The organism is Rhodococcoides sp. S146-33 (genome assembly GCF_059489205.1).
On record NZ_JCAJWY010000001.1, the window covers coordinates 1,589,248 to 1,611,222 of the forward strand.

Sequence of the window (21,975 nt, forward strand, 5' to 3'; positions counted from 1 at the left end):
TTACGACGCTTCTTTCGTGTCCGGGGCCTTCGTCGGGTTGTCCTCGATGTCCATGCTGTCCAGCAGGGCGTCGAGGCGTCGATAGCGTTGTTCTGCTTCCTGTCGATAGCGCTCGATCCATTTCGCCATGAGGCCGAACACCTGCGCATCCAGATGCACCGGCCGACGCTGGGCATCTTTGCTGCGGGTGACCAGGCCTGCTTCCTCGAGCACCTTCACGTGCTTGGATACGGCCTGGAGGCTCATGTCGTACGGCTCCGCCAATTCGCTGACACTTGCATCTGCGCCGGCGAGCCGCGCCACCATGTCGCGACGAGTGGGGTCTGCCAACGCCGCGAACGTCTTGTCGAGTTGCTCCGTGTGATCGTCCATCGACTCCTCGCTTCCTCGATGAAGCCGAGCGTAAGCCGCGTGACGTGCTAAGTCAACCATTTGGTTGAGTACTCCCCTTGGCCTACCCTCGTCGGATGGGCATCGGTGACGACATGGTGCGGGACGTGATCTCCCGAGATCTGGGGCGCCCGCTACGAGTGGCGATCGACGGGGTGACGGCATCGGGAAAGTCGACCTGTGCGCGGTGGCTGGTGAATGCCATTGCAGCGCAGGGTCGTCCGGCGATTCATGTGACTATGGACGGTTTTCATCACCGGCGCGAACATCGGTATCGGCAAGGGCGGGGGTCGGCTGCCGGCTACTACAGGGACGCATACGACTTCGACGCGTTGTGTACACATGTACTGATTCCGTTGGGACCGAACGGAAGTAGTGAAATTCGGCGTCGGATCATCGATCTGGACACGGACGAGCCGGTGGATGATCCGCTCGAGCCGGTGGCTACCGATGCGATCGTCGTAGTGGACGGAACGTTTCTGCACCGGCCACCGCTGCCTGACTACTGGGACTACACCGTCTTCATCGACACCCCGATGGACGTCGCACGGGCGCGCGGAGTAGTCAGGGATGCGAATGCGCTGGGCGGTGAGGAGGCCGCGGGTATGGCCTTCGACCGGCGCTATCACGCGGCATGCCGAATCTATCTGGACGAGGTGGAGCCGCGCGCCCGAGCAACTCGAGTGCTGCCGAGTATTGACAGCCTGCTGTCGATGGGTTGATGATTGACAGCATCCTGTCAATCGATTCGAGGACGTTCCGATGACCACCATTGCGCTCTATGCCACCGACACCATGGCCGACTGGGAGTACGGGTACCTCACCGCAGGCTTGGCCATGGCGCGTGAACAGGACCCGAAGGCCAATCGGCTGATCGTGGCTTCGGAGACGGGGGAGGCCGTCACGACGATGGGAGGATTGCGCATCACGCCCAATATGTCGCTGGCCGATCTGCCGACACTCGACGCATTGATCCTGCCGGGAGCGGACAGTTGGGAATCCGGGCACGACACGGTACTGACGCTCGCCGCTCGACTCGTCGCGTCCGGAACTCCGGTCGCTGCGATCTGCGGTGCGACATACGGTTTGGCTCGAACCGGACTGCTCGACGACCGTCCGCATACCTCGAATGCCGCCGAGTTCCTCACGCAGGCAGCCGAATACCGTGGTTCGGAGCATTATCGAGACGAGAAGGCGGTGTCCGACGGCACCGTGATCACCGCGGGCGCGACGGCACCGATCGAATTCGCGAAGCTGGTGTTCGAGCGACTGAACGTGTTTCCGCAACCCGTCGTCGACGCCTGGTACGGCCTGTACACGACGGGGGAACGCAAGTACTACGAGCAACTCGCCGGAGCATGAAAAAACGCACGCCGGAGGGTGACGCGCTGACGGCTCTGGTGCTCCCCGTATTCGAGCTCAACGGCGAATTTCTCGCTGCAGCACAGGACATCACCGAGCCGACAGGTCTGACGCCGGCGTGGTGGCAAGTGCTCGGAGCGACCCTCGACGAGCCGCTGTCGGTAGCCGACATCGCGCGCCGCGTCGGCCTGGGGTTGGCGAGGCAGAGCGTGCAGCGCACCGCAAATCTGTTGGTGGACAAAGGCTGGGCCGTATACGTCGACAACCCGAACCACAAGCGCGCGAAATTGTTGGAACCCACCCCAAAGGGTCGCGACACCGTCACGGAGCTGCGGGATGCACAACACGCGTGGTCCGACGCCGTGGGAGTCGCTGTGGGAGAGGGCGAACTGCAGGCCTTCGCGGCAACCCTGGGCAAAATACTCGCGGCATCCCGTGACTACCGCGGCGGCAGTGCATAATTCGGGCATGGTTGCTCTTTCGATACTGCTCTCAGGACTGCTCGCCGGACTGTTGTCGCAATCCGATGGGGTCGACATCTTCGGTGACACCAGCGTTGGCGGTGTCCTGTTCTCCAGCGGCGGAGGGGGAGTCGCGCTGGCAGTGATCGCGGCGTTCGTGCTGGCGATGGTCGTGCGTCGACGCAGCATTCTGGTGGGGTTTTCCATTGCCGCCGCCGTTGTCGCCGGGGTGACAGCACTCCTGATGCCGTCCGACCTCGCCGAGGTGGTGGCAGGTGGAGTTCTGTTGGGATGCAGTGCAGTACAGTCGAACGGAGTAAGAATTCGACAAGCGCTCCTGATCGGGTCGTTCCTTCTCGGACTGCTCAGTGCGGGCGCGGTCGAGGCATTGCAATCCCCAGGTATCCCGCGGCGTTACGCCGACTACCTCACCGAATCCGACATCGGTACACCGGTGATCGTTCCGGTGCTCTGTCTAGTGGTGGTGCTGACAGTGGCCTGGTCAGCTCGAATAGACCGCGGGGAAAAGAACGCGCCACCCGAACGGAGCGGGCGAACAGTCGGGGCGATACTGCTGGTCTCGGTCGGCGGCCTCTTACTCGCTGTACTGTTCGGGCACAGCATCTTTGAGAGCCAGTACGGTTTCGTCGGTCGGTGGTACTTCGCAATTCTCGTCGTACCGGTGTTGTTCGGTGCCGCGGCTCTGTTGCCAGGGCGAGGCGGCATCATGATTCTCGCCGGGACCGCCGTATTGATCACGTCTACCACCACCGCCGGGGTGGGCATCGAGGTCTCGGACGGAGTCTGGACACTCGGGCTGGTGGCCGTCACCGCGGTCGCAGTAGCAGTGGGAGGTGCGCTCGGAGTGCGGTGGGGTCGCCCTGTCGTCGGCTTGGGAATCCTTGCCGTGGTCTGTGGGACCGGACTGTTCGAGTCCCCGCCGCTGGACAACGTGAACTACGCGGCAAGTCTGCTGATCTTCCCGGCCGCTGCGGCCTACCTGTACGTGGCGTGCACGTCGGCCACGCCCTCCACGCCCACGGCTCTCACCCTGGGCCTCGCGGTGCCGGTGGCGATCACGGTGCCGATGGTCGTCACCTACGGCTGGACGGCCTACACGCCGCTGACCACGATCGATACGAGTACGTTCTCGCCCACGACCGATCTGTGGCTCTCGACCGGCGCGGCCGTTGCGACGGTGGTCCTCGCAGGCGTCGGGACTCGGTTCCTCGGTCGTCGGCCACTACCGAATTAACCACCGGAGTACCGTTTTCTCACATGGCTTACAGATACCTCGGAAACAGCGGACTGAAGATCTCGGAGATCACCTACGGCAACTGGTTGACGCACGGATCGCAGGTGGAGAACGATATCGCCACCCAGTGTGTACGCGCGGCCCTCGATGCGGGCATCACCACATTCGACACCGCCGACGTCTACGCCAACGGGGCGGCCGAGACGGTCCTGGGCGACGCACTTAAAGGCGAGCGTCGGGAATCGCTCGAGATTTTCACCAAGGTCTACTTTCCGGTCGGACCCAAGGGCCCCAACGACACCGGACTCTCCCGCAAGCACATCTTCGAAGGAATCGACGCTTCACTGCGTCGCCTCGGCACCGATTACGTAGACCTCTACCAGGCGCATCGGTACGACGTCGAGACTCCGCTCGAAGAGACCATCGCCGCCTTCGGTGACGTGGTCCGCCAGGGCAAGGCGCTCTACATCGGCGTCTCGGAATGGACGGCCGATCAGTTGCGGCGCGGCCAGGAACTCGCCCGCCAGAACGGCTTCTCGATCATCTCGAACCAGCCGCAGTACTCGGCGTTGTGGCGCGTCATCGAGGATCAGGTGATCCCGACGTCGAAGGAACTGGGCATCTCCCAGATCGTCTGGTCACCCATCGCGCAGGGTGTACTCACCGGCAAGTACCTTCCCGGGCAACCCCTGCCCGACGGTTCGCGCGCCAAGGACGACAAGGGCGGCGACAAGATGATCGCGCGCTACCTCGACGACCAGACGCTCACTCGGGTACAGCAGCTGAAGCCGATCGCCGACGATCTCGGAATCACCATGGCGCAGTTGGCTGTTGCGTGGGTGCTGGCCAACGACAACATCGCCGCCGCACTCGTCGGGGCCTCACGGCCGGAGCAGATCGCCGAGAACATCAAGGCCTCGGAGGTCACCCTCGACGCCGACGTTCTCGCGAAGATCGACGAGGCGCTCGGTGATTCGGTCGAGCGCGACGCCGGCAAGACGGGCTCGCCCGAGGCACGCCTGGTCTGAGCACTCGAAGTTGCCGGTCCGACCGACAAGGTGAAGCGAACAGGGTAATAAGGACGTATGGACACGATCACCGTCGATACACCTCAGGGCCAGGTTCGCGGTCGGACCGGCGCAGGCGTCACCTCGTTTCTCGGAGTGCCGTACGCCGAGGCTCCGTTCGGACCCCGCCGATTCCAGGCTCCGTCGCTGCCGCCCACTTGGGACGGAGTGCGCGACGCACTCGAGCTGGGGGCCACCGTCCCCAAAGTGGGATACCGTCCGCCGACCAGCGAGATCCTCAGCGAACCGGTGGTGTCCGGTGACGACTGCCTGAACGTGAACGTCTTCACCCCCGATGTCGGCGGCTCGGCACCGGTGTTCGTCTGGATCCACGGCGGAGCATTCGTCAACGGCAGCAACGCCATTCCTACGTACGACGGCTCCGCCTTCGCTCGCGACGGCGTCGTGGCCGTGGTGATCAACTACCGACTCGGCGTCGACGGCTTTGCGCTGATCGACGGTGCCCCAGCCAACCGCGGGATGCTCGACCAGGTGGCGGCCCTCGAATGGGTACGCGACCACATTTCGGCCTACGGCGGCGACCCGGCCCGGGTGACCATCGCGGGAGAGTCGGCGGGCGCGATGAGCGTCGGCACCCTGATGTCGATGCCCCGTGCCGAGGGGCTCTTCCAGCGTGCGATTCTCCAGAGCGGAGCCGGCCACCACGTCATCACCGCCGAGACCGCCGCGACGGTGTCCTCGGCATTGGCGACCGCACTCGGCGTCGAGGCGACGGTCGACGGCCTCGGTTCGGTCTCGGTGGACGCGTTGGTCGACGCGCAGCGCGATCTGTCCGATCGCATCGCGGCCGAGGCCCCGACCGGTGCGTGGGGTGAGCTCGCCCTGAACGTCATGGCGTTCGAGCCGTACATCGACGGCGATGTCGTTCCAGCGCTGCCGTTTTCGCGCATCATCAGTGACGGCGCGAGCGCACAGGTGGACGTGCTGATCGGAACCACCAGCGAGGAACATGCGTTCTTCATCGTGCCCGCCGGAATTGTCTCGCACCTCACCGAGGACTACGTGAAGATGGTCCTCGCCGGGTACCGAGCAGACTCGACGGCGCTGGAGAAGTACCGCGAGCAGCTGCCCGATGCCTCGGCCGGCGAGCTGATGATCGCAGTCATGACCGACTGGTTCTTCCGCATTCCGGCCACGCGGCTGGTCGAGGCCCGCTCCGGTAATGCCTTCGTCTACGAATTCACCTGGCGCTCAACGCTGTTCGACGGCGCTCTCGGTGCCTGCCATGCACTGGAAATTCCGTTCGTGTTCGACATGCTGCACAAGCCCGAGACCGCACGCATCACGGGTCCCAACCCGCCGCAGAAGGTGGCCGACGAGATGCACCGTGCATGGGTCGAATTCGTGCGCGACGGCTCTCCCGGCTGGGACTCGTACGGCAGCGACCGCGCCGTGATGATGTTCGGCGACGAGCCTGGAGTCGTTCTGGACCCGCGGCCGACTACCCGCGAGGTGTGGGACGGGGTGCGCTGAGCTTCCTGCCACAACCTCCGAACGTCGTCTGCGAGGCCGGTCGCCGGAGGGTTAATCTCGGATATGCGCAGATTCCTTCCTGGTTTCGGTACGAATGCTCCGGTTCCGGCGCGGCCTGCTCGCGTCGTGGTGGTCGGTGGCGGTTTCGGCGGATTCAACGCCCTGCAACGCCTGGCGAAGCTGCTGGGTCCCGATCGCGCCGTGCTGACGTTGGTGGCCCCCACCGACTACCTGCTCTACAGTCCGCTGCTCCCGGAGGTCGCCACCGGTGTCCTCGATCCGCGGGACATCGCCGTCTCGACTCGCCAGGCCCTGCCGCGGGTCAGGTTGGTGCTGGGGCATGTTACGAACGTCGACTTCGAGACCCGTGAGTTGTCGGTGACCGGACCGGACGGTGACTCGACCCTCGAATGGGACAAGCTGATACTTGCCCCCGGTTCGGTCACCAAGCAGTTCGACATCCCGGGCGTCGACGAGCATGCGTACGGACTCAAGACACTGAGCGAGGCCGTCTACATCCGCAACCACGTGCTTGCGCAGCTCGATGCGGCCGACGCTCTGCCCGATACCCCGGAGGGCCGGAGCGAACGCGCCGAGCGTTTGACGGTCGTCGCCGTGGGAGCGGGTTACACGGGCACCGAATTCGTCGCGCAGATGCAGAATTGGGTCACCGGCATCGCGTCGCGCTGGGCGAGTGTCGATCCCGACGAGGTGCGTTGGGTGCTCGTCGACGTGGCCGACGCGGTACTGCCGGAACTGGGCGCTCGACTGGGCAAGGAAGCGCTCGCAGTGCTGGCGGAGCGTGGTGTCGATGTTCGGCTGGGGGTGTCGGTGGCATCGGCCACGGCCACGTCGGTGACGCTCACCGACGACGAGGTCATCCCGTCGCGCACTCTCGTCTGGGGAGCCGGTGTTGCGGCTAGCCCGCTCATCGCGAAGTTGGGCCTGCCCACCGACCGCGGCCGCCTCGTCGTGGGTGCCGACATGACCGTGCCTGGGGTAACGGATGTCTGGGCGATCGGTGATGCAGCGGCAGTCCCGGATCTCGCCGCCGATCCCTCGAAGCCGACACCGCCGACGGCGCAGCACGCCCAGCGTCAAGGTGTGGCCGTCGCCCGCAATGTCGCGGCGTCACTGGGCGTCGGGCAGGCGCGTCCGTACAAGCACACGGATCTGGGACTCGTTGCCGATCTCGGTGGATTCGACGGTGTCGCAAAGCCTCTCGGCATTCCGTTGACCGGTCCGGTAGCGAAGTTCGTCGCACGCGGCTACCACCTGTACGCGTTGCCCACGGTGTCGGCACGAGTGCGGGTGGCGACGGATTGGCTGTACGCCTCGGTGCTGCCGACCCGGGTCGTCAATCTTGCCCAGGTGCGATCCGAGGACGCGTTGATCAAGAAGGCTCAGGCAATCGATCTCTACGAGTAGAGCGGCTGCGCCGCATGTGCACGCGGAGCCTGCGGTCGTTCCGCAGGCTCCACTCCGAATTTCGTGGCAGGCTACGAAGTTCCGTGCACGTGGGTCACCGCAGGTGATGCACTTCCTGCAGCCCGTAGACCGGGGTGTCGATGCCCTCGTAGCGCGCCTTGATCTGCAGGGCCAGGTACAGCGAATAGTGCCGTGACTGATGCAGATTGCCGCCGTGGAACCAGAAGTTCTCCTGCTGCGTCGGCTTCCACATGTTGCGCTGCTCGCCCTCCCACGGACCGGGATCCTTGGTCGTGTCCGATCCGAGGCCCCAGCACTTGCCGACCTTGTCCGCGGTCTCCTGGTCGATGAGGTCCGCGACCCAACCGTTCATCGAGCCGTAGCCGGTGGCGTAGACGATGAGGTCGGCGGGCAGCTCGGTGCCGTCGTCGAGTACGACGCCGGTCTTGCTGATCCGCTCCACCTGTCCGGCAACGAGTTTGATCTTGCCGTCCGCGACGAGCTCGGATGCGCCGACGTCGATGTAGTAGCCCGAGCCGCGGCGTAGGTACTTCATGAACAGCCCCGAACCGTCGTCGCCGAAGTCGTGTTGGAACCCGGCCTTCTCGAGCCGATCGTAGAAGTCCTTGTCCTGCTCCGCGATCTGCTGATACACCGGGATCTGGAACTCGTGCATGATCCGGTACGGCAGCGAAGCGAACGTGAGATCGGCTTTGGCCGTGGTCATTCCGGACTCGACGGCTCGCTCGGAGTACAGATCGCCGAGTGCGATCTCACACAGCGAATCGGACTTGACGATGTGCGTCGACGAACGCTGCAGCATCGTCACGTCGACGCCGGTCTCGTACAGAGCCTTGCAGATGTCGTGCGCCGAGTTGTTGGAGCCGACGACCACCACGCGCTTGCCGACATAGGCGTCGGGACCGGGGTGCTCGCTGGAATGATGCTGCTCGCCCTCGAATTCGTTCATGCCGGGGAAGTTGGGCACGTTCTTCTTGCCCGACATTCCGGTGGCCATCACCAACTGCTTGGGCCGCAGGATCACTTCCTCGCCGTCACGGTCGACGACGACTGTCCACTCCTTCGCCACCTCGTCGTAGGTCGCGGACTTGGCCGTGGTCTTGCTCCAGTACGGAACTTCCATGACCTTCGTGTACATCTCCAGCCAGTCGCCGATCTTGTCCTTCGGTGCGAACACCGGCCAGTTCGGCGGGAACGGCAGGTAAGGGAGGTGGTCGTACCAGACCGGGTCGTGCAGGCACAGCGACTTGTAGCGTCCCCGCCACTGATCGCCGGGGCGTTCGGCGCGGTCGACGACGATCGCCGGCACACCCAGCTGCCGGAACCGTGCTCCCAACGCGATGCCGCCCTGACCCCCGCCGATCACGAGGGCGTACGGCTGCACGCTGTAGCCGAGCTCGTTCTCCTCCATCTCCTTCTTCTCGGCCCAGTTCTGGGTGTCGGCATTCGAGCCGTGCACCGCGCCCTTGATACGGGACTTGCCCTGCCGCTCCTCGTGTCCCTTGAGTTCCTGCATCGTCGTCAGCAGAGTCCAGGCCACGTCGTCGCCGGTGTCGGCGTCCGTCGTCAAACGCAGATGCCCCTTGCCGCGGCTCGTTGCAGTCTCGAACTCGATCCAGGCGGAGACGACGCCGTCCGTTTCGTCGGGGGTCTCGGTGGTGTGAAAGCCCGTTGGATTCGTGTCGTCGAGCCGATGGGACAGCATGTCGGCGACGCCCTCGCGACCTTCGACGGTCTTGAGATTCCAGGTGAAGGTGACGAGATCGCGCCAAAAGCTACTGACGGCGAACATGCCGGCAACGCGAGGAACATCGCGAGCGACCAGTGCTTCCTCGAACTTCGACAGCCAGCCGTCGACCCGCTCCTGAGGACTGCGCGTGCGATTGATCTCGATCGGCTCGATGGTCTGGGTCATGAAAACTCCTCGTGGCGAAAGTTCGGTGCGTTGTGTGACCCAGCACACTCTTCGAATGCGGCTGGGTCGAGAGTTGCAGTGGGTTGCACTGGGTCACGCGGGCGAGAGCTTCTTCAGCCCCAACGACTGGAATCCGACGACGTAGATCAACGTCCACAGCACCAGCCAGTCGACGAAGCCCAGCGCGTTGCCGGAAATGCCGGCCGCGACGACGGGTTCGTGCAGAACGTGCTCGGCAAGAACGAAGTAGTAGGCCAGAAACGTTCCGATGGCCAGGGCGAAAGTCAGCAGGGCACGGGCCGCCGCCGGGAACCGATTGCCGAAACCGTTGGCCCAGAAAATCATCCAGAAGGCCCAGCAGACGCCGATCTGAGCGGGAAATTGGTTGATGACGCTTCCGAGCTCGGCGGTGGCTTCGGAGCCGATGAGCAGCTTCGCCAGCGGCACCATCAGGAAGTAGATCGCGGTGCCGAGAACGGCGTTGCCGACCGTTGCTGCCAGCGCGGTCCGTCCGCCGCCACCGGCCAGTTTCCACGGCCAGTTGTCGAGCGTCTGGCCGGTGAGGATCACCGAGACGACGATCGAATAGAACCAGCCGAGTGCCGTGTCGACGGACATCAGCGGATCGGTGGCCGACAGCGAGACCGACGGCAGACCGAACACGAAGTACAGCACCAGAGTAGGGACGGCGACAAACGCGATCTCGCACAGTCCGATCAGCGGTTGCTTCATGCGCAAGACCGTCCACGGCCAGTGTTGCCAGTTCAGGACCACCATGACCCACGTTCCGAATCCGAACAGGACGAACAGTGCCCCGGCGAAAAAGCCCAGTCCACCCTCCCGGGTGCCGGCGAAATCCGGATACAGCGCACCGAGGGCGCTGCCGAGGATCCAGGTGACGGCAACGGCGAACACGGCCGTCGAGGTCAGGATCGCGAGCCCGCGCACCGGTTGCTTCAGGGAGTCGAATCCCACGAACTCACAATCGAATCCGATGAACACGATGAAGAGAATTGCCCAGAACAGCGCGGCGTTGAACGGGAGGGGATAGAAGCTCCACGGGCTGGTGGTGGGGTCTGCCAGCAGATACCATGTCGCAAGCGACACGACTGCCACGACGGCGATGTTGGCGACTCCGAACAGGAGCCAGTTGCCCTGGGGTGGAGCGAGTTTCGGCGTGCTCAGTGGGCGGTCTGCGGTTGCGGTCATGCGCTGCTCGATTCGGTGAAGGCGATAGTGACGCCGTCACTATGAGCTGAATCACACCGGACCGTCAGGGTTGCGGCAGGTTGCATCGTGTCCGGCCCGCTGCAACGCGCTGCAACCCTGTCGGAAGTGGTCGGCGTCACATAGACATGAACGCATCCGACGATCAGGAGTGAGAACGATGCGCGCAGCTGTCTACTACGGCCCCAACAAGGTGGAGATCACCGACGTTCCCGAGCCCAGCCCCGGTGAAGGGCAGGTCAAGGTCAAGGTCGGGTTCAACGGAATCTGCGGAACCGACCTGCACGAGTACTACGCAGGCCCCATCTTCATCCCCACCTCGCCCCATCCTCTGACCGGCCAGGAGATGCCGCTGGTGCTCGGACACGAGTTCTCGGGCACCGTCACCGAACTCGGCACGGGTGTCACCGGTGTGAAAGTCGGCGACCGCGTCGCTATCGAGCCGCTCTACCGTTGCGGACACTGCGGGCCGTGCCGAGCGGGTAACTACAACATCTGCGCGCAGATCGGCTTTCACGGACTGATGTCCGACGGCGGAATGGCCGAGTACACCGTGGTGCCCACCGACATGATTCATGCCCTGCCCGACAACGTCTCTCTCGAACTCGGTGCTCTCGTCGAACCGATGTCGGTGGCGTATCACGCTGCGACACTGGGCGATCCGAAACCCGATGACACCGCTATGGTGTTCGGTGCCGGACCGATCGGCATCGGGCTGTGGTTCGCACTGCGCGGCAAGGGAGTCGAGAACGTCTACGTTGTCGAACCGTCGCCGACGCGTCGAGCATCGATCGAAGCGCTCGGTGCCAAGACCCTCGATCCGACGGCTCTCGACATCCCCTCGTACATCGCCGACCTCACCGACGGCAAGGGTGCCGACGCCATCTACGACGCGGCCGGCGTGCAACCGGCCGTCGAGACCGCACTCGGATGCATCGGTGCGCGCAAGCCGCTCGTCAGCGTCGCGATCTACGAAAAGCCCCTCACCACACCGCTGCAGAAGCTGGTGATGAACGAATCCCGCATCCAGGGCTCGCTCTGCTACACCTCCGCCGACTACGAGGCCGTCATCGACCTGATGAGCAGGGGCCACTACGACACGACGGGATGGGTGGACAAGATCACGCTCGACGGCGTCATCGACGACGGCTTCGAGGCGCTGCACGCAGGCACCAAGATGAAGGTTCTGGTCGACCCCTCCACAGGAGCAGCATCATGAGCGCGGTGTTGGTGACCGGCGCGGGCCAGGGTATCGGGCGCGCGATCGCGTTGCGGTTGGCCGGCGACGGACACGACATCGCCCTGGTGGATCTGGTCGAGGACAAGATCGCCGACGTCGCCGACGAGGTTCGCCGAACAGGCTCGAAGGCAACGACATTCGTGGCCGACGTCAGTGATCGCGACCAGGTGTTCGCGGCCGTCGCACACACCCACGAGGCGCTGGGCGGCTTCGACGTCATCGTCAACAATGCCGGCATCGCCCAGGTGGCACCGCTCGACGATGTTCGACCCGAAGACACGAAAAAGATCTGGGCCGTCAACGTCGACGGGGTGCTGTGGGGAATCCAAGCTGCCGCAGCCACATTCAAGTCCCTCGGCCGGAAGGGCAAGATCATCAACGCGTCGTCCATCGCCGGTCACGACGGATTCGCGATGCTCGGGGTCTACAGCGCAACGAAATTCGCGGTTCGTGCACTCACCCAGGCTGCGGCCAAGGAGTACGCCGCGGACGGCATTACCGTCAACGCATACTGCCCCGGCGTTGTCGGCACCGACATGTGGGTGACCATCGACAAACGATTCGCCGAACTGACCGGTGCGGCGGAGGGCGAAACCTACGACAAGTTCGTCGGCGGTATCGCTCTCGGGCGGGCACAGACCCCAGAGGATGTCGCGGCGTTCGTCTCGTATCTCGCCGGACCCGACTCGGACTACATGACGGGTCAGGCACCGTTGATCGACGGTGGCCTGGTCTATCGGTAACCCCCGTTGATGTCGATCTGTGAGCTGGAGCACAATTGACCGTGATGACGCAGTCGACAGGTCCTGAACCTGCGCTGGCGGCCGGCGAAGACCCGCGCCGCTACGCGCAGATTCTCACTGCCGTGTACGACGCGACCATGACCGGCGGCAAGTCGCCAGCACGTCCCCGCGAGGTCATCGGTGACTCGTGGCGGCGGTTGCAGACCCTGGGCATCGACCCCGAAGTGGGCAACCCCGCCGAGACACAGATGGACGTCTCCGATCTCGAGCTCAGCCGGCGAGAATCGGGTCTGTTCGACATCCTCGACGACCTGGCCCGCGGTCTGGAATCGGTGGTGCAGGACGGCGACAACATTCTCGTTGTCGCCGATCGACACGGCCGGGTGTTGTGGCGCAGCGGATCGACCGCCGTCCTCGACCGCGCCGACGATCTCGGATTCGTAGAGGGGGCCAACTGGGCCGAGGACTCGGTGGGCACCAATGCCATCGGAACTGCTCTGGTCTCACGCCGCGCGGTTCAGATATTCTCGGCCGAACACTATGTGCGCAGCCATCATTCGTGGACGTGCGCCGGAGCGCCGATCCGCGATCCGCGTACCGGTCAGGTACTGGGGGCCATCGACGTCAGTGGCCCGGCGAAGACGGTGCACCCCACCACGATTGCACTGGTGGACGCCGTGGCGAGGTTGGCGGAATCCCAACTGCGCGAAATTCATCGGAGCACCCTCGATCGACTGCGCTCGGTGGCCGCACCGATGCTCGCGCGACTGCAATCCCCGGCGCTGGCCGTCGACGCGAACGGCTGGGTTGCGGCCGTCGAGTCGGTGGCTCTGCGCAATCGCATCCTCCTTCCCGAGGACCTGGCCACGGGCCGCTTCTGGCTGCCGACCCTCGGCGTGTGCGACTTCGAACCCCTGCCCGGTGGATGGCTCGTCCGACCCAACAGCACGATGGATTCCGGCGTCGCCGATGTCGGATCGACGAGAATCAGTATCGACCTACGCAATTCGCAGAAACCTCGCATCGAGGTGCGCAGCGAAGTGGGGGAGTGGACTCACGAGCCGACGCCCCGGCATGCCGAGATTCTGTACCTGCTCGCCACGCATCGGCAGGGGCGAACCGCGTTGCAGATGGCCGCCGATCTGTTCGGCGACGATGGCCGCGCGATCACGGTGCGCGCCGAGATGTCGCGGCTGCGCAAGCACCTCGCCGGCATCATCTCCACGCAGCCGTACCGATTGGACGAATCGGCGACAGTCGAACTGCTCATGCCGTCGGACATGAATCGGTTGCTGCCGCATTCGTCGGCCCCGGCGATCTGCGCGGCACGAGGCTGACCCGTAGCGCAGAATCGGGGGAATGAACCGCCTCGCCCGAATCCTCGACGCCTCGGATCCGGGGCAGGTGCGGCTGCGCAGCGCGTCGGCGACGACGCTGACGGTGCTGCTGGCGATGGTGATTCTGCTGCTGACCACGCGCGCCATCGGTCAGCCGGTGACCGTCGCGATGCTCGGCACCGTGGTGGCGATGCAGGCATCGGCGGCAGTGAAGGACAAAAACCAACACAGTCGGCTGATCACCACCGCACTGATGGCGCTGCCGGCCTCGGCGGCAGTGACGTTGGCGTCGTTGCTCTCCGAGCTCGGCAAGGTGGCCGACGTGGGCTTCATCGCTGTCCTGTTCGCCGCTGTATGGGTGCGCAGATTCGGTCCGCGCGGCACGGCGCTGGGCATGGTTGCGTTCATCTCCTACTTCTTCGCCTTGTTTCTCCGGGCGACCCCGGGGCAGGTTCCGCTTCTGATCGCGGCGATCGTCGGCGGGGTCGTCATCGCCCTGTTCGTCCGCGCTGTGATCTTTCCGGACCGTCCGATCGTGGAGGTGCGGCGGCTGCTCTACGCCATGCGTGCGGTGTCGGTGTCGGTGCTCGAGGCAGCGTCCGCAGGAGAAGGTCGAGATCTGGAACTGCTGCGCCGCAGGCTCGATCGGCTCGGCAACACCGCCCTGATGATCGACGACTGGCTCGACCGACACGACGCCGGACAACTGCTCAGCGTGACCAGTAGCGATCTGTCGCTGCGGGTGTTCGACGCCCAGATTGCAACCGAGCAGCTCGTCAGCTCTCTGTGGGCACTCGAACCCGCCAAGCCCTGGCCGACCGCACTGGGGCAGGCGACCACCGCACTGGGATCGTGTCTGCAGAACTCCCCGTCCGCGGAGCAGCTCAAAGCCGCGCGACGGTTGGCCGCCACTGCGGCCGAGCGCGCCGACCCATCGACTCCTGCCGGTATTGCGACAGTGTCCGCGCAGCGAGCCGTGCAGGCACACATCGCCATTCATCACATCACCACCAACGCCGTGGCCGAAGCGTCGAGTCCCCGGGCGGACGATGCCCAACCGGCAGACAAGGACAAGCCTGCCGGTCTGAACCCCAGTACCAAGGCTGCCATTCAGGTCGCCGTCGCCACCAGTGCAGCAACGGTATTGGGCGAGTTGGTCTCGCCGGACCGCTGGTACTGGGCCGTGCTGACGGCGTTCCTGGTGTTCACCGGGGCCTCGACGCGCGGGGAAATTCTGACCCGAGCCGGCCAGCGCATTCTGGGCACGATGGCGGGAGTGCTGGCCGGAGTGGTGATCGCAGCACTCGTGGGAAACGATCAGCCCGTCCAGTTGGTGTTGATAGTCGTCTGTGTCTTCTTCGCGTTCTACCTGGTCACCGTCGCGTACGCACTGCTGTCGTTCTTCGTCACCATTCTGCTGGCAATGCTCTACGGGTTACTCGGCACCTTCAGTATCGAGGTGCTCGAATTGCGCATCGTCGAAACTGCGGTGGGTGGTGCCGTCGGCATTGCCTCCGCGTACTTCATCTTCTCGACCGGGACGCGAAAAACTTTGGTGGACAAGGTCGATACGTATCTCGATCAATTGGAGGCCCTGATCGACACCAGTGTCGAATCGGTGATCACGCCGGGAAACGCCACCGATCTGGTGGCGTCGACACGCACGCTCGACAACGCGTTGAAAGAGGTCGTGACGGCGGGAAAACCGCTTGTGCTCGGGCCGACGACTCGCAGCAGGCGAGGGGCGAAGCGGCTACTGCGAGTGCTGACCGTCAGCGGCCGATCCGCACACACACTGGCGCGAGCCGGAGTGCTGGCGTCGCGCGCAGAACCGGAGACGGCACCCTCGGCCGATACTGCCCACGCTCTGCGCGACGCTGCGGCGGTGGTGCGTGACACTGCCCGGCAGGTCGAGGCCGCTATTGCGGGCAAGAATGTGGATCAGCCCGAGAAGGTCACCGACACAACGGTATTGGATGTGCTGCTCACCAGCGCGAACTCACCCGGGGCGGTACGAGTCGCGGTGCGGGCGCTCAACACGATGAACCGGACGCTCGCCGATGTGCTGACTCGGGCTTGACCTTCACACGGTGACAAGGTCTTGGCTCATGGCCATGATCGAATTACTCAGGCATCAGAACTCGTCTGTGCGGCTCCGGACTGCGCTCGATATCGGGATATCGCCCGACCCGAAATTTCTGAACGCGCTGATCGAGCGGTGTGCCGTCGAACCGGATTTTCAGGTGCGGGAGATGTTGACGTGGGCGCTGATTCGCTATCCCGCGGCATCGACGGTGCCCAGGCTGATGGAGGAAGTGCGCACCGGCGGGGCGCCGGCCCGCAGCCAGGCGTTGCACACCTTGTCGAAGGTCAAGGATGGTGCGGCCTGGCCGGTGATCACCGAGCCGTTGATCTCCGACGCCGACGATGAGGTGGCCCGAAGCGCGTGGCGGGCGTCGGTCGTCCTGGTGCCCGAAGGCTGCGAGCAGTGGTTGGCGACAACGCTGTCCACTCAGCTGGGACGAGGCGGGCGCGAGGTGCAGCGCAGTCTGAGTCGCGCGCTGGTGGCACTCGGGTCGGTGATCGAGCCGATGCTGCGGGAGGCCGCGTCGAGCAAGGATGAAGTTGTTCGCGCTCATGCTCGGGCCACCGAGGCGCTGTTGCTGGACCCGGATGCCGGATTCGCAATGTTCGAGGCCAAGCGTGTGGATGCACTTGGCGCAGCCGACCCGACGGGGTGAGATAGGACGATGTTGATCGGTGAGGTGGCGCGGAGATCGGGCGTCAGTGCGCGCATGCTGCGGCACTACGACCGGCTCGGCCTGATTCAGCCGACCTCGCGGAGCAGTACCGATTACCGCGAATACTCCCCGGAGGATGTCAGACGCCTGTTCCACGTCGAATCGCTCCGGTCGCTGGGTCTGTCGTTGCACGACGTCGGCCGTGCGCTGGACGATCCGAGCTTCGCGGCGGCGGTTCTCGTCGACGAGCTCGCCGCCCGCGCCGAAGAGCGCATCGCCCGCGATACGGAGCTGCTGACGCGGCTGCGTCGAATCGGGAGCGCCCGACCGGAGGATTGGGAGGACGTGCTGGGCGTCGTCGGTTTGCTCGGTGACCTGGACTCGGTGAGTGCGGGAAAACGGCAGTCGGCAGCGTTGGCGGCGGTCGGTGATCGGACCGTACCGGCGGAGGCCCTGGCCGAGGCAGTGCTGCGCGAACCCGCAACCAACGTGGCCGGCGCACTTCGGTGGGCTCTTGCACAGTCGGGTGGCCACGCGATCGCGCCACTTCGGCAGGGCCTGGATTCACCGGACCCCGAGGTGCGTCGCCGCGCCGTCGATACCGTCGTCGAGATTGCCCACCCCGACGCCACCGAGGTGTTGCGTGAGGCGTTGGTCCACGACGACGCGCAGATCGGACGCGTCGCTGCCCTGGAACTGGCGGCCCGAGGAATTGCCGACGCCGTTCCGACGCTGATCGAGATGGTCCACGACGGAACGAACGATGTGGACGCCGCAGATGCACTCGGAATGCTGGGATCCGACTCCTCGACAGTTGCGGCTCTGATGGACGGGATCGACGATGTCGCCGTGAGACTGCGAGTGACGCAAGCCCTGGCCAGCATTCCGGGACCGGCAGCCGTGCAGGCGTTGCAGGGTTTGACCCGTGACGCGGACCGATCGATCGCCCTGACGGCCGAGTACATCCTCGGCCGGAGCGAATGATCCCTTTCGGTACCGTCGAGTTCATGAAGGCATTCGGATTGTTCGCGGCACTGATGATCACGTTGACTGCCTGCTCCACCGCCACCACCCCGGCCGCGCCCACCGAACCCGCTGCCGAGAATCAGGTCACCGTCGCCGACCGGATGTTCTCGCCGCAGTCTCTGACGATCTCTGTGGGAGAGACCGTCACGTGGGTGTTCGCGGACCGAGGGATGGCGCACAATGTCGTCGCCGACGACAACTCGTTTCGCAGTCAGCTCATGGAGACCGGCCAGTTCACCCACACCTTCGACACCGCGGGCACGTTCACCTACCACTGCACACCGCATCCGGATATGACGGCGACAGTCATCGTTGAACCCTGATGAACGCTGGAACCGTGATGGACTGGTGAGCATGACGGCACCGACCCGATCGCGCAGCATCGCCGCACCCCTCGGTGTGGCCGCTGCGGTTGTCGGTGGGGCAGTGCTGCTGCACGTGCGCGATCCACGAACTTCGACCTACTTGCCCTGCCCGTTTCATGCCCTGACCGGACTCTGGTGCCCCGGATGCGGGGCCACCCGCGCTCTGGGTGACCTCAGCCGCGGAGACTTCGCGGCTGCTGCGTCGAGCAACGTCGTTGCGGTTGTCCTTGCGGTCCTTGCGGTCGGGGTGTGGGGACTGTGGGTTCGATCGCGCTGGACGGCCCGTCCGATGCCGCGCCCGCGATTCGACCGTCCGACGGTGATCGTCCTGATCGCTGTTCTCGCTGCTTTCACGGTGGTGCGCAACACTCCGTGGGGCAGCGCACTCGCCCCGACCTGACAATCCTGGGAGTAGCTGTGTTGCTGCAAATCTTCTCGATCATCGTGCTGCTGGGCGTACTCATCGCGCTCATCCCCACGGCCCGACGCGTGTTCAAGAAGGGTGACGACGAATGAGCGACTCACTGCGAGATCGGGTGCGGGCGAAACTGCTCGCCCAGATCGCCGACGACGGAGGCACACCCGCCGAGCAGGCAGAGGGCGACGACCCGCGCCTGAATGCCCTGCGCGACGACCTCGAAGCACTTGACGCGGCCCCCGACGGGGACCCGGTGATCGACGACATCGCCGCCCGTCACTGGGTTCCCTGACCTAGCTCCTATTTCAACGCGCCGAGGAAAGTCCGAAGATCCGCCGCCAACTCAGCCGGGTTCTCCATCGCGGCAAAGTGCCCACCGTGATCGGGAACTTCCGTCCAGTGCACGATGTGGAATTCCTGTTCCGCGAGGTGCCGAATGCCGATGTCGTGCGCAAACATGATGGCACCTACTGGTTGTGACGGCCTAAGCGTCTTCTCGCCCCAGGCACCGGAATCTGCTGCGTACACGGTGTATGCAGCACTACCGGCGCAACGAGTGAGCCAGTACAGAGTGACGTGCGCCAAGATGCGACTGTCCGGTTCCGCGTCGAACGGGTATGTCCAGGCACGGAACTTGTCGAGCATCCACGCGAGCTGACCGATTGGACTGTCGGTCATTGCGGCACCGATCAACTGCGGCCGCGTCGACTGGATGGATATGTACCCGAACTCGGACTGCAAGAAGTCCGCTACGCGGCGGTAGCGATCCAGTTCGACTTCGGTGCAACGCTTCTGCTCTTCTTCGTCAGGCGCCTGCTGGGGTGCGCCGATCGAACCGTTGACGTGAATCGCGGCGCAATGATCGGGATCGAGCCGTCCCATCGCAGGCGCAACGCCGGCACCGTAGTCGCCACCTTGCACGACGTACGAGTCGTACTCCAGGTGACCCATCAACTCCGCAAACGCCTTCGCTACCCGATCAGTGGTCCACCCGTCGTCGGACAGTGGCATGGAGAATGCGAATCCTGGGACGGAGGGAACTACGACGTCAAAGGGTCGACTGTTCACGTCATCCGGCTCGGTGAGGAGCGGAATGAGCTCCAGGAACTCGAGATACGACCCGGGCCACCCATGGCACAGCAGTATCGGGGTGGCATCGGCCCGCGACGATCGCACGTGCAGATAATGAATGCGCTGCCCGTCGATCTCCACCAGAAACTGGGGGAACGACTCGATCTGCTTTTCCACGTCTCGCCAGCTGAAGTCGTCGATCCACGTCGAAGCCATGGACTTCAGGACGGAGATGGGGACACCGGTGGTCCAGTCGTCGGCACCAAGAGGTTCGGGGAGACGGGCGTCGCGTACGCGTCGCGCCAGGTCGTCGAGGTCGGATTGCGGGATCTCTACCGTGAAGGGGACGGGGAACTCGGTGATGGTCATGGCAGTACGTTCGCAGCTATTGCGGACATTGTCTGTCCTGATCGCCAGTGGCTTTCCGACCTTCGATGTCGCGTCGAGTGAACCCTGGGAGGGCCCCGGGTTGGTATCGGCGTGATGCGCATCTAGTATCTATGTTGTGCTCGAGACGAAATCTGCCGCCGATACGGCGTACGCGACGGTCAAAGAGCTCATCGTGTCGGGTGATCTGCCCGGCGGTGAGCTCGTCAGCGAGGGTGAAATCGCGGCCCGGCTCGAGATCAGCCGCACGCCCGTGCGTGAGGCATTTCTCCGCCTACAGGTCGAAGGGTGGATGCGCCTCTACCCCAAGCGTGGGGCTCTGATCGTCCCGATCGCTGTGGGTGAGGCGGAAAGTGTCGTCGACGCGAGGCGATTGGTGGAGGCGGGAAGCGTCCGTGCCTTCATCGACGATGCGGGGGCCCGCTCACAAGTGGTGGATGCACTACGCGAAAACCTGCGACTGCAGGAGAAGTTGGCGCTCGACGGCACCGCCGCGCAGTTCAGTGCAGCCGACGCCGACTTCCACCGCATCGTCGTTCGAGCCGGTGGCAACCCGTTGCTCGACGCGTTCTACGACGGACTTCGCGAGCGACAGCGGCGGATGACCGCGGCCTCGGTGACGCGCGATCCGGGCCAGATCTCCCGCATCGTCGACGACCATCGCCGACTCACCGACCTGATCGAGGCCGGTGCCGCAGACGAATTCGAGCGGGCCGTCGAACAACACATGCTCGGGGTGCACGGCCTACGACCGGACAGAGGGGGAGCACGATGAGTGAAACGCTCACGAACGACCGAGACATCGACACGACGGCACGGCGCTGGCTGCTGGTCGCGTCGGGCATGTTCGCCGTCGCCTGGGGCGGAAACGAGTTCACGCCGTTGCTGGTGATGTACCGGCTCGATCACGGCTTCTCGGCAGTGGTGGTCGATACGTTCCTGTTCGCGTACGTCCTGGGCATCATCCCGGCGATGTTGATCTGCGGGCCGCTCTCGGATCGACTCGGCCGACGCCCGATCATGTTGCCCGCGCCCGCAATTGCCGCGGCCGGCTCCATTCTGATCGCACTCGGACCCGACAACGCCTACATGCTCTTCGGTGGTCGCGTGCTGAGCGGCATCGCGCTCGGTATCGGAATGGCCGTCGGCGGTAGCTGGGTCAAAGAGCTCTCCAGCCGCGACGCCACCGCCAAGCCGGGTGCCGGAGCGCGCCGCGCCGCAATGTCGCTGACTGCGGGCTTCGCCCTCGGTGCCGGAGTCGCCGGTGTGCTCGCGCAGTGGGCCCCGTGGCCGACGCACCTCGCCTACAGCGTGCACGTGCTCATTTGTATCGTCGCCGGCATCGGCATGCTCTCTGTTCCCGAAACGAGGACTGCGACAGTGGCATCGAAGAATCGGAAGCTGCTCGACGACCTTCGGATCCCGTCCGCATCGCATCGACGGTTCCTGTTCGTCGTGCTTCCGTTGGCCCCGTGGGTGTTCGGTGCTGCGAGCGTCGCCTACGCGGTGCTGCCGTCACTGATGGCCGACGCGTTGGCCGATGAGCCCGGTGGCGGCTACCCCGTTGCACTCTCTGCCGCGATGGCCGTGATCGCCCTCGGCTCCGGATTCGCGATCCAGGCCGTCGGACGACGGATCGACACACCCGCCAATGCGCGTGGCGCTCTGGTTGCGCTCTCTCTGTTGGTGGTCGGTATGGCTGTCGCGGCGTGGGCTGCGTCGGTGTTGACCATCGCCGCGGCCTTGATCGCAGCGGCCGTGCTCGGTTGTGGGTACGGCATGGCGTTGGTCTCGGGTTTGCAAGAGGTACAACGCATTGCGGGCCCCGACGACCTCGCCGGCCTCACCGCGGTGTTCTATTCGCTGACGTACCTGGGCTTTGCGGTGCCCGCCGTGCTGTCGGCGCTCACCGAGACCTGGCCCGGAGTGGTCACCTACCCGATCATCTTCGGATTCGGCGCGGTGATGGCCGCAATGTGCGGCCTGGTGGTGCGATCGAAGACGTCTGCTCACTTGCCCTAGGGTCG

Annotated in this window: 22 protein-coding genes; 18 read left to right on the top strand and 4 right to left on the bottom strand. The window is 64.7% G+C overall.

Going from position 1 to position 21,975, the window contains the following annotated elements:
* Positions 1-372 (bottom strand): ArsR/SmtB family transcription factor, encoded by a 372-nt coding sequence (locus AC5WEY_RS07650; protein ID WP_057476744.1) that lies wholly within the window; start codon positions 370-372, stop codon positions 1-3.
* A 95-nt stretch (positions 373-467) separates the two neighbouring features.
* Here AC5WEY_RS07650 and AC5WEY_RS07655 point away from each other — a divergent pair, with 95 nt between their 5' ends.
* The 7 genes from AC5WEY_RS07655 (at position 468) to AC5WEY_RS07685 (ending at position 7,457) form a co-directional block, all read left to right on the top strand.
* The gene (locus tag AC5WEY_RS07655) at positions 468-1,112 is read left to right on the top strand and encodes a nucleoside/nucleotide kinase family protein (RefSeq protein ID WP_495645338.1); all 645 of its coding nucleotides are present in this window, start codon (positions 468-470) and stop codon (positions 1,110-1,112) included.
* Between the two features lie 40 nt (positions 1,113-1,152).
* Complete coding sequence (locus tag AC5WEY_RS07660) at positions 1,153-1,752, top strand: DJ-1/PfpI family protein (RefSeq protein ID WP_495645339.1); 600 nt, start codon at positions 1,153-1,155, stop codon at positions 1,750-1,752.
* Entirely contained in the window at positions 1,749-2,213 is a 465-nt protein-coding gene (locus AC5WEY_RS07665; protein WP_057476741.1) for a MarR family winged helix-turn-helix transcriptional regulator, read from the top strand. Before AC5WEY_RS07660 ends, AC5WEY_RS07665 begins: the two co-directional genes overlap by 4 nt.
* Before the next feature lie 7 nt (positions 2,214-2,220).
* A complete protein-coding gene (locus tag AC5WEY_RS07670; RefSeq protein ID WP_495645340.1) occupies positions 2,221-3,468 on the top strand; it encodes a hypothetical protein in 1,248 nt (415 codons plus the stop codon).
* Between the two features lie 23 nt (positions 3,469-3,491).
* The gene (locus AC5WEY_RS07675) at positions 3,492-4,496 is read left to right on the top strand and encodes an aldo/keto reductase family protein (protein WP_495645341.1); all 1,005 of its coding nucleotides are present in this window, start codon (positions 3,492-3,494) and stop codon (positions 4,494-4,496) included.
* A 57-nt stretch (positions 4,497-4,553) separates the two neighbouring features.
* Complete coding sequence (locus tag AC5WEY_RS07680; RefSeq protein ID WP_495645342.1) at positions 4,554-6,029, top strand: carboxylesterase/lipase family protein; 1,476 nt, start codon at positions 4,554-4,556, stop codon at positions 6,027-6,029.
* A 63-nt stretch (positions 6,030-6,092) separates the two neighbouring features.
* Positions 6,093-7,457, top strand: coding sequence for an NAD(P)/FAD-dependent oxidoreductase (locus tag AC5WEY_RS07685; protein ID WP_495645343.1), 1,365 nt, complete (start codon positions 6,093-6,095; stop codon positions 7,455-7,457).
* Between the two features lie 94 nt (positions 7,458-7,551).
* On the opposite strand, the gene AC5WEY_RS07690 is transcribed toward AC5WEY_RS07685, so the two are convergent.
* Entirely contained in the window at positions 7,552-9,393 is a 1,842-nt protein-coding gene (locus tag AC5WEY_RS07690) for an NAD(P)-binding domain-containing protein (RefSeq protein WP_495645344.1), read from the bottom strand.
* Positions 9,394-9,486: 93 nt separating this feature from the next.
* On the bottom strand, positions 9,487-10,602 hold the full coding sequence (locus AC5WEY_RS07695; RefSeq protein ID WP_495645345.1) for a hypothetical protein: 1,116 nt from the start codon (positions 10,600-10,602) through the stop codon (positions 9,487-9,489).
* A 178-nt stretch (positions 10,603-10,780) separates the two neighbouring features.
* Here AC5WEY_RS07695 and AC5WEY_RS07700 point away from each other — a divergent pair, with 178 nt between their 5' ends.
* The 9 genes from AC5WEY_RS07700 to AC5WEY_RS07740 all read left to right on the top strand — a co-directional run bounded on the left by AC5WEY_RS07700 (position 10,781) and on the right by AC5WEY_RS07740 (position 18,782).
* Entirely contained in the window at positions 10,781-11,839 is a 1,059-nt protein-coding gene (locus AC5WEY_RS07700) for a 2,3-butanediol dehydrogenase (protein WP_495645346.1), read from the top strand.
* Positions 11,836-12,603, top strand: a complete 768-nt coding sequence (locus tag AC5WEY_RS07705; RefSeq protein ID WP_495645347.1) for an acetoin reductase — start codon at positions 11,836-11,838, stop codon at positions 12,601-12,603. The genes AC5WEY_RS07700 and AC5WEY_RS07705 overlap by 4 nt, the downstream gene beginning before the upstream one ends.
* Positions 12,604-12,647: 44 nt before the next feature.
* Positions 12,648-13,940, top strand: a complete 1,293-nt coding sequence (locus tag AC5WEY_RS07710; RefSeq protein WP_495645348.1) for a GAF domain-containing protein — start codon at positions 12,648-12,650, stop codon at positions 13,938-13,940.
* 22 nt (positions 13,941-13,962) lie between these two features.
* Positions 13,963-16,020, top strand: coding sequence for an FUSC family protein (locus AC5WEY_RS07715; protein ID WP_495645349.1), 2,058 nt, complete (start codon positions 13,963-13,965; stop codon positions 16,018-16,020).
* A gap of 28 nt (positions 16,021-16,048) precedes the next feature.
* Positions 16,049-16,681, top strand: a complete 633-nt coding sequence (locus tag AC5WEY_RS07720; RefSeq protein WP_495645350.1) for a HEAT repeat domain-containing protein — start codon at positions 16,049-16,051, stop codon at positions 16,679-16,681.
* Between the two features lie 9 nt (positions 16,682-16,690).
* The gene (locus tag AC5WEY_RS07725) at positions 16,691-17,665 is read left to right on the top strand and encodes a HEAT repeat domain-containing protein (protein ID WP_495645351.1); all 975 of its coding nucleotides are present in this window, start codon (positions 16,691-16,693) and stop codon (positions 17,663-17,665) included.
* Between the two features lie 23 nt (positions 17,666-17,688).
* Complete coding sequence (locus AC5WEY_RS07730) at positions 17,689-18,030, top strand: plastocyanin/azurin family copper-binding protein (RefSeq protein WP_495645352.1); 342 nt, start codon at positions 17,689-17,691, stop codon at positions 18,028-18,030.
* Positions 18,031-18,061: 31 nt separating this feature from the next.
* Complete coding sequence (locus AC5WEY_RS07735) at positions 18,062-18,472, top strand: DUF2752 domain-containing protein (RefSeq protein ID WP_495645353.1); 411 nt, start codon at positions 18,062-18,064, stop codon at positions 18,470-18,472.
* A gap of 112 nt (positions 18,473-18,584) precedes the next feature.
* A complete protein-coding gene (locus tag AC5WEY_RS07740) occupies positions 18,585-18,782 on the top strand; it encodes a hypothetical protein (protein WP_397522129.1) in 198 nt (65 codons plus the stop codon).
* An 8-nt stretch (positions 18,783-18,790) separates the two neighbouring features.
* On the opposite strand, the gene AC5WEY_RS07745 is transcribed toward AC5WEY_RS07740, so the two are convergent.
* Positions 18,791-19,930, bottom strand: coding sequence for an epoxide hydrolase family protein (locus AC5WEY_RS07745; RefSeq protein ID WP_495645354.1), 1,140 nt, complete (start codon positions 19,928-19,930; stop codon positions 18,791-18,793).
* A 136-nt stretch (positions 19,931-20,066) separates the two neighbouring features.
* Between AC5WEY_RS07745 and AC5WEY_RS07750 the strand changes: the two genes are divergently transcribed.
* Positions 20,067-20,723, top strand: a complete 657-nt coding sequence (locus tag AC5WEY_RS07750; RefSeq protein WP_495645355.1) for a GntR family transcriptional regulator — start codon at positions 20,067-20,069, stop codon at positions 20,721-20,723.
* On the top strand, positions 20,720-21,970 hold the full coding sequence (locus AC5WEY_RS07755; RefSeq protein WP_495645356.1) for an MFS transporter: 1,251 nt from the start codon (positions 20,720-20,722) through the stop codon (positions 21,968-21,970). Before AC5WEY_RS07750 ends, AC5WEY_RS07755 begins: the two co-directional genes overlap by 4 nt.
* The last annotated feature ends 5 nt before the right edge of the window (positions 21,971-21,975 follow it).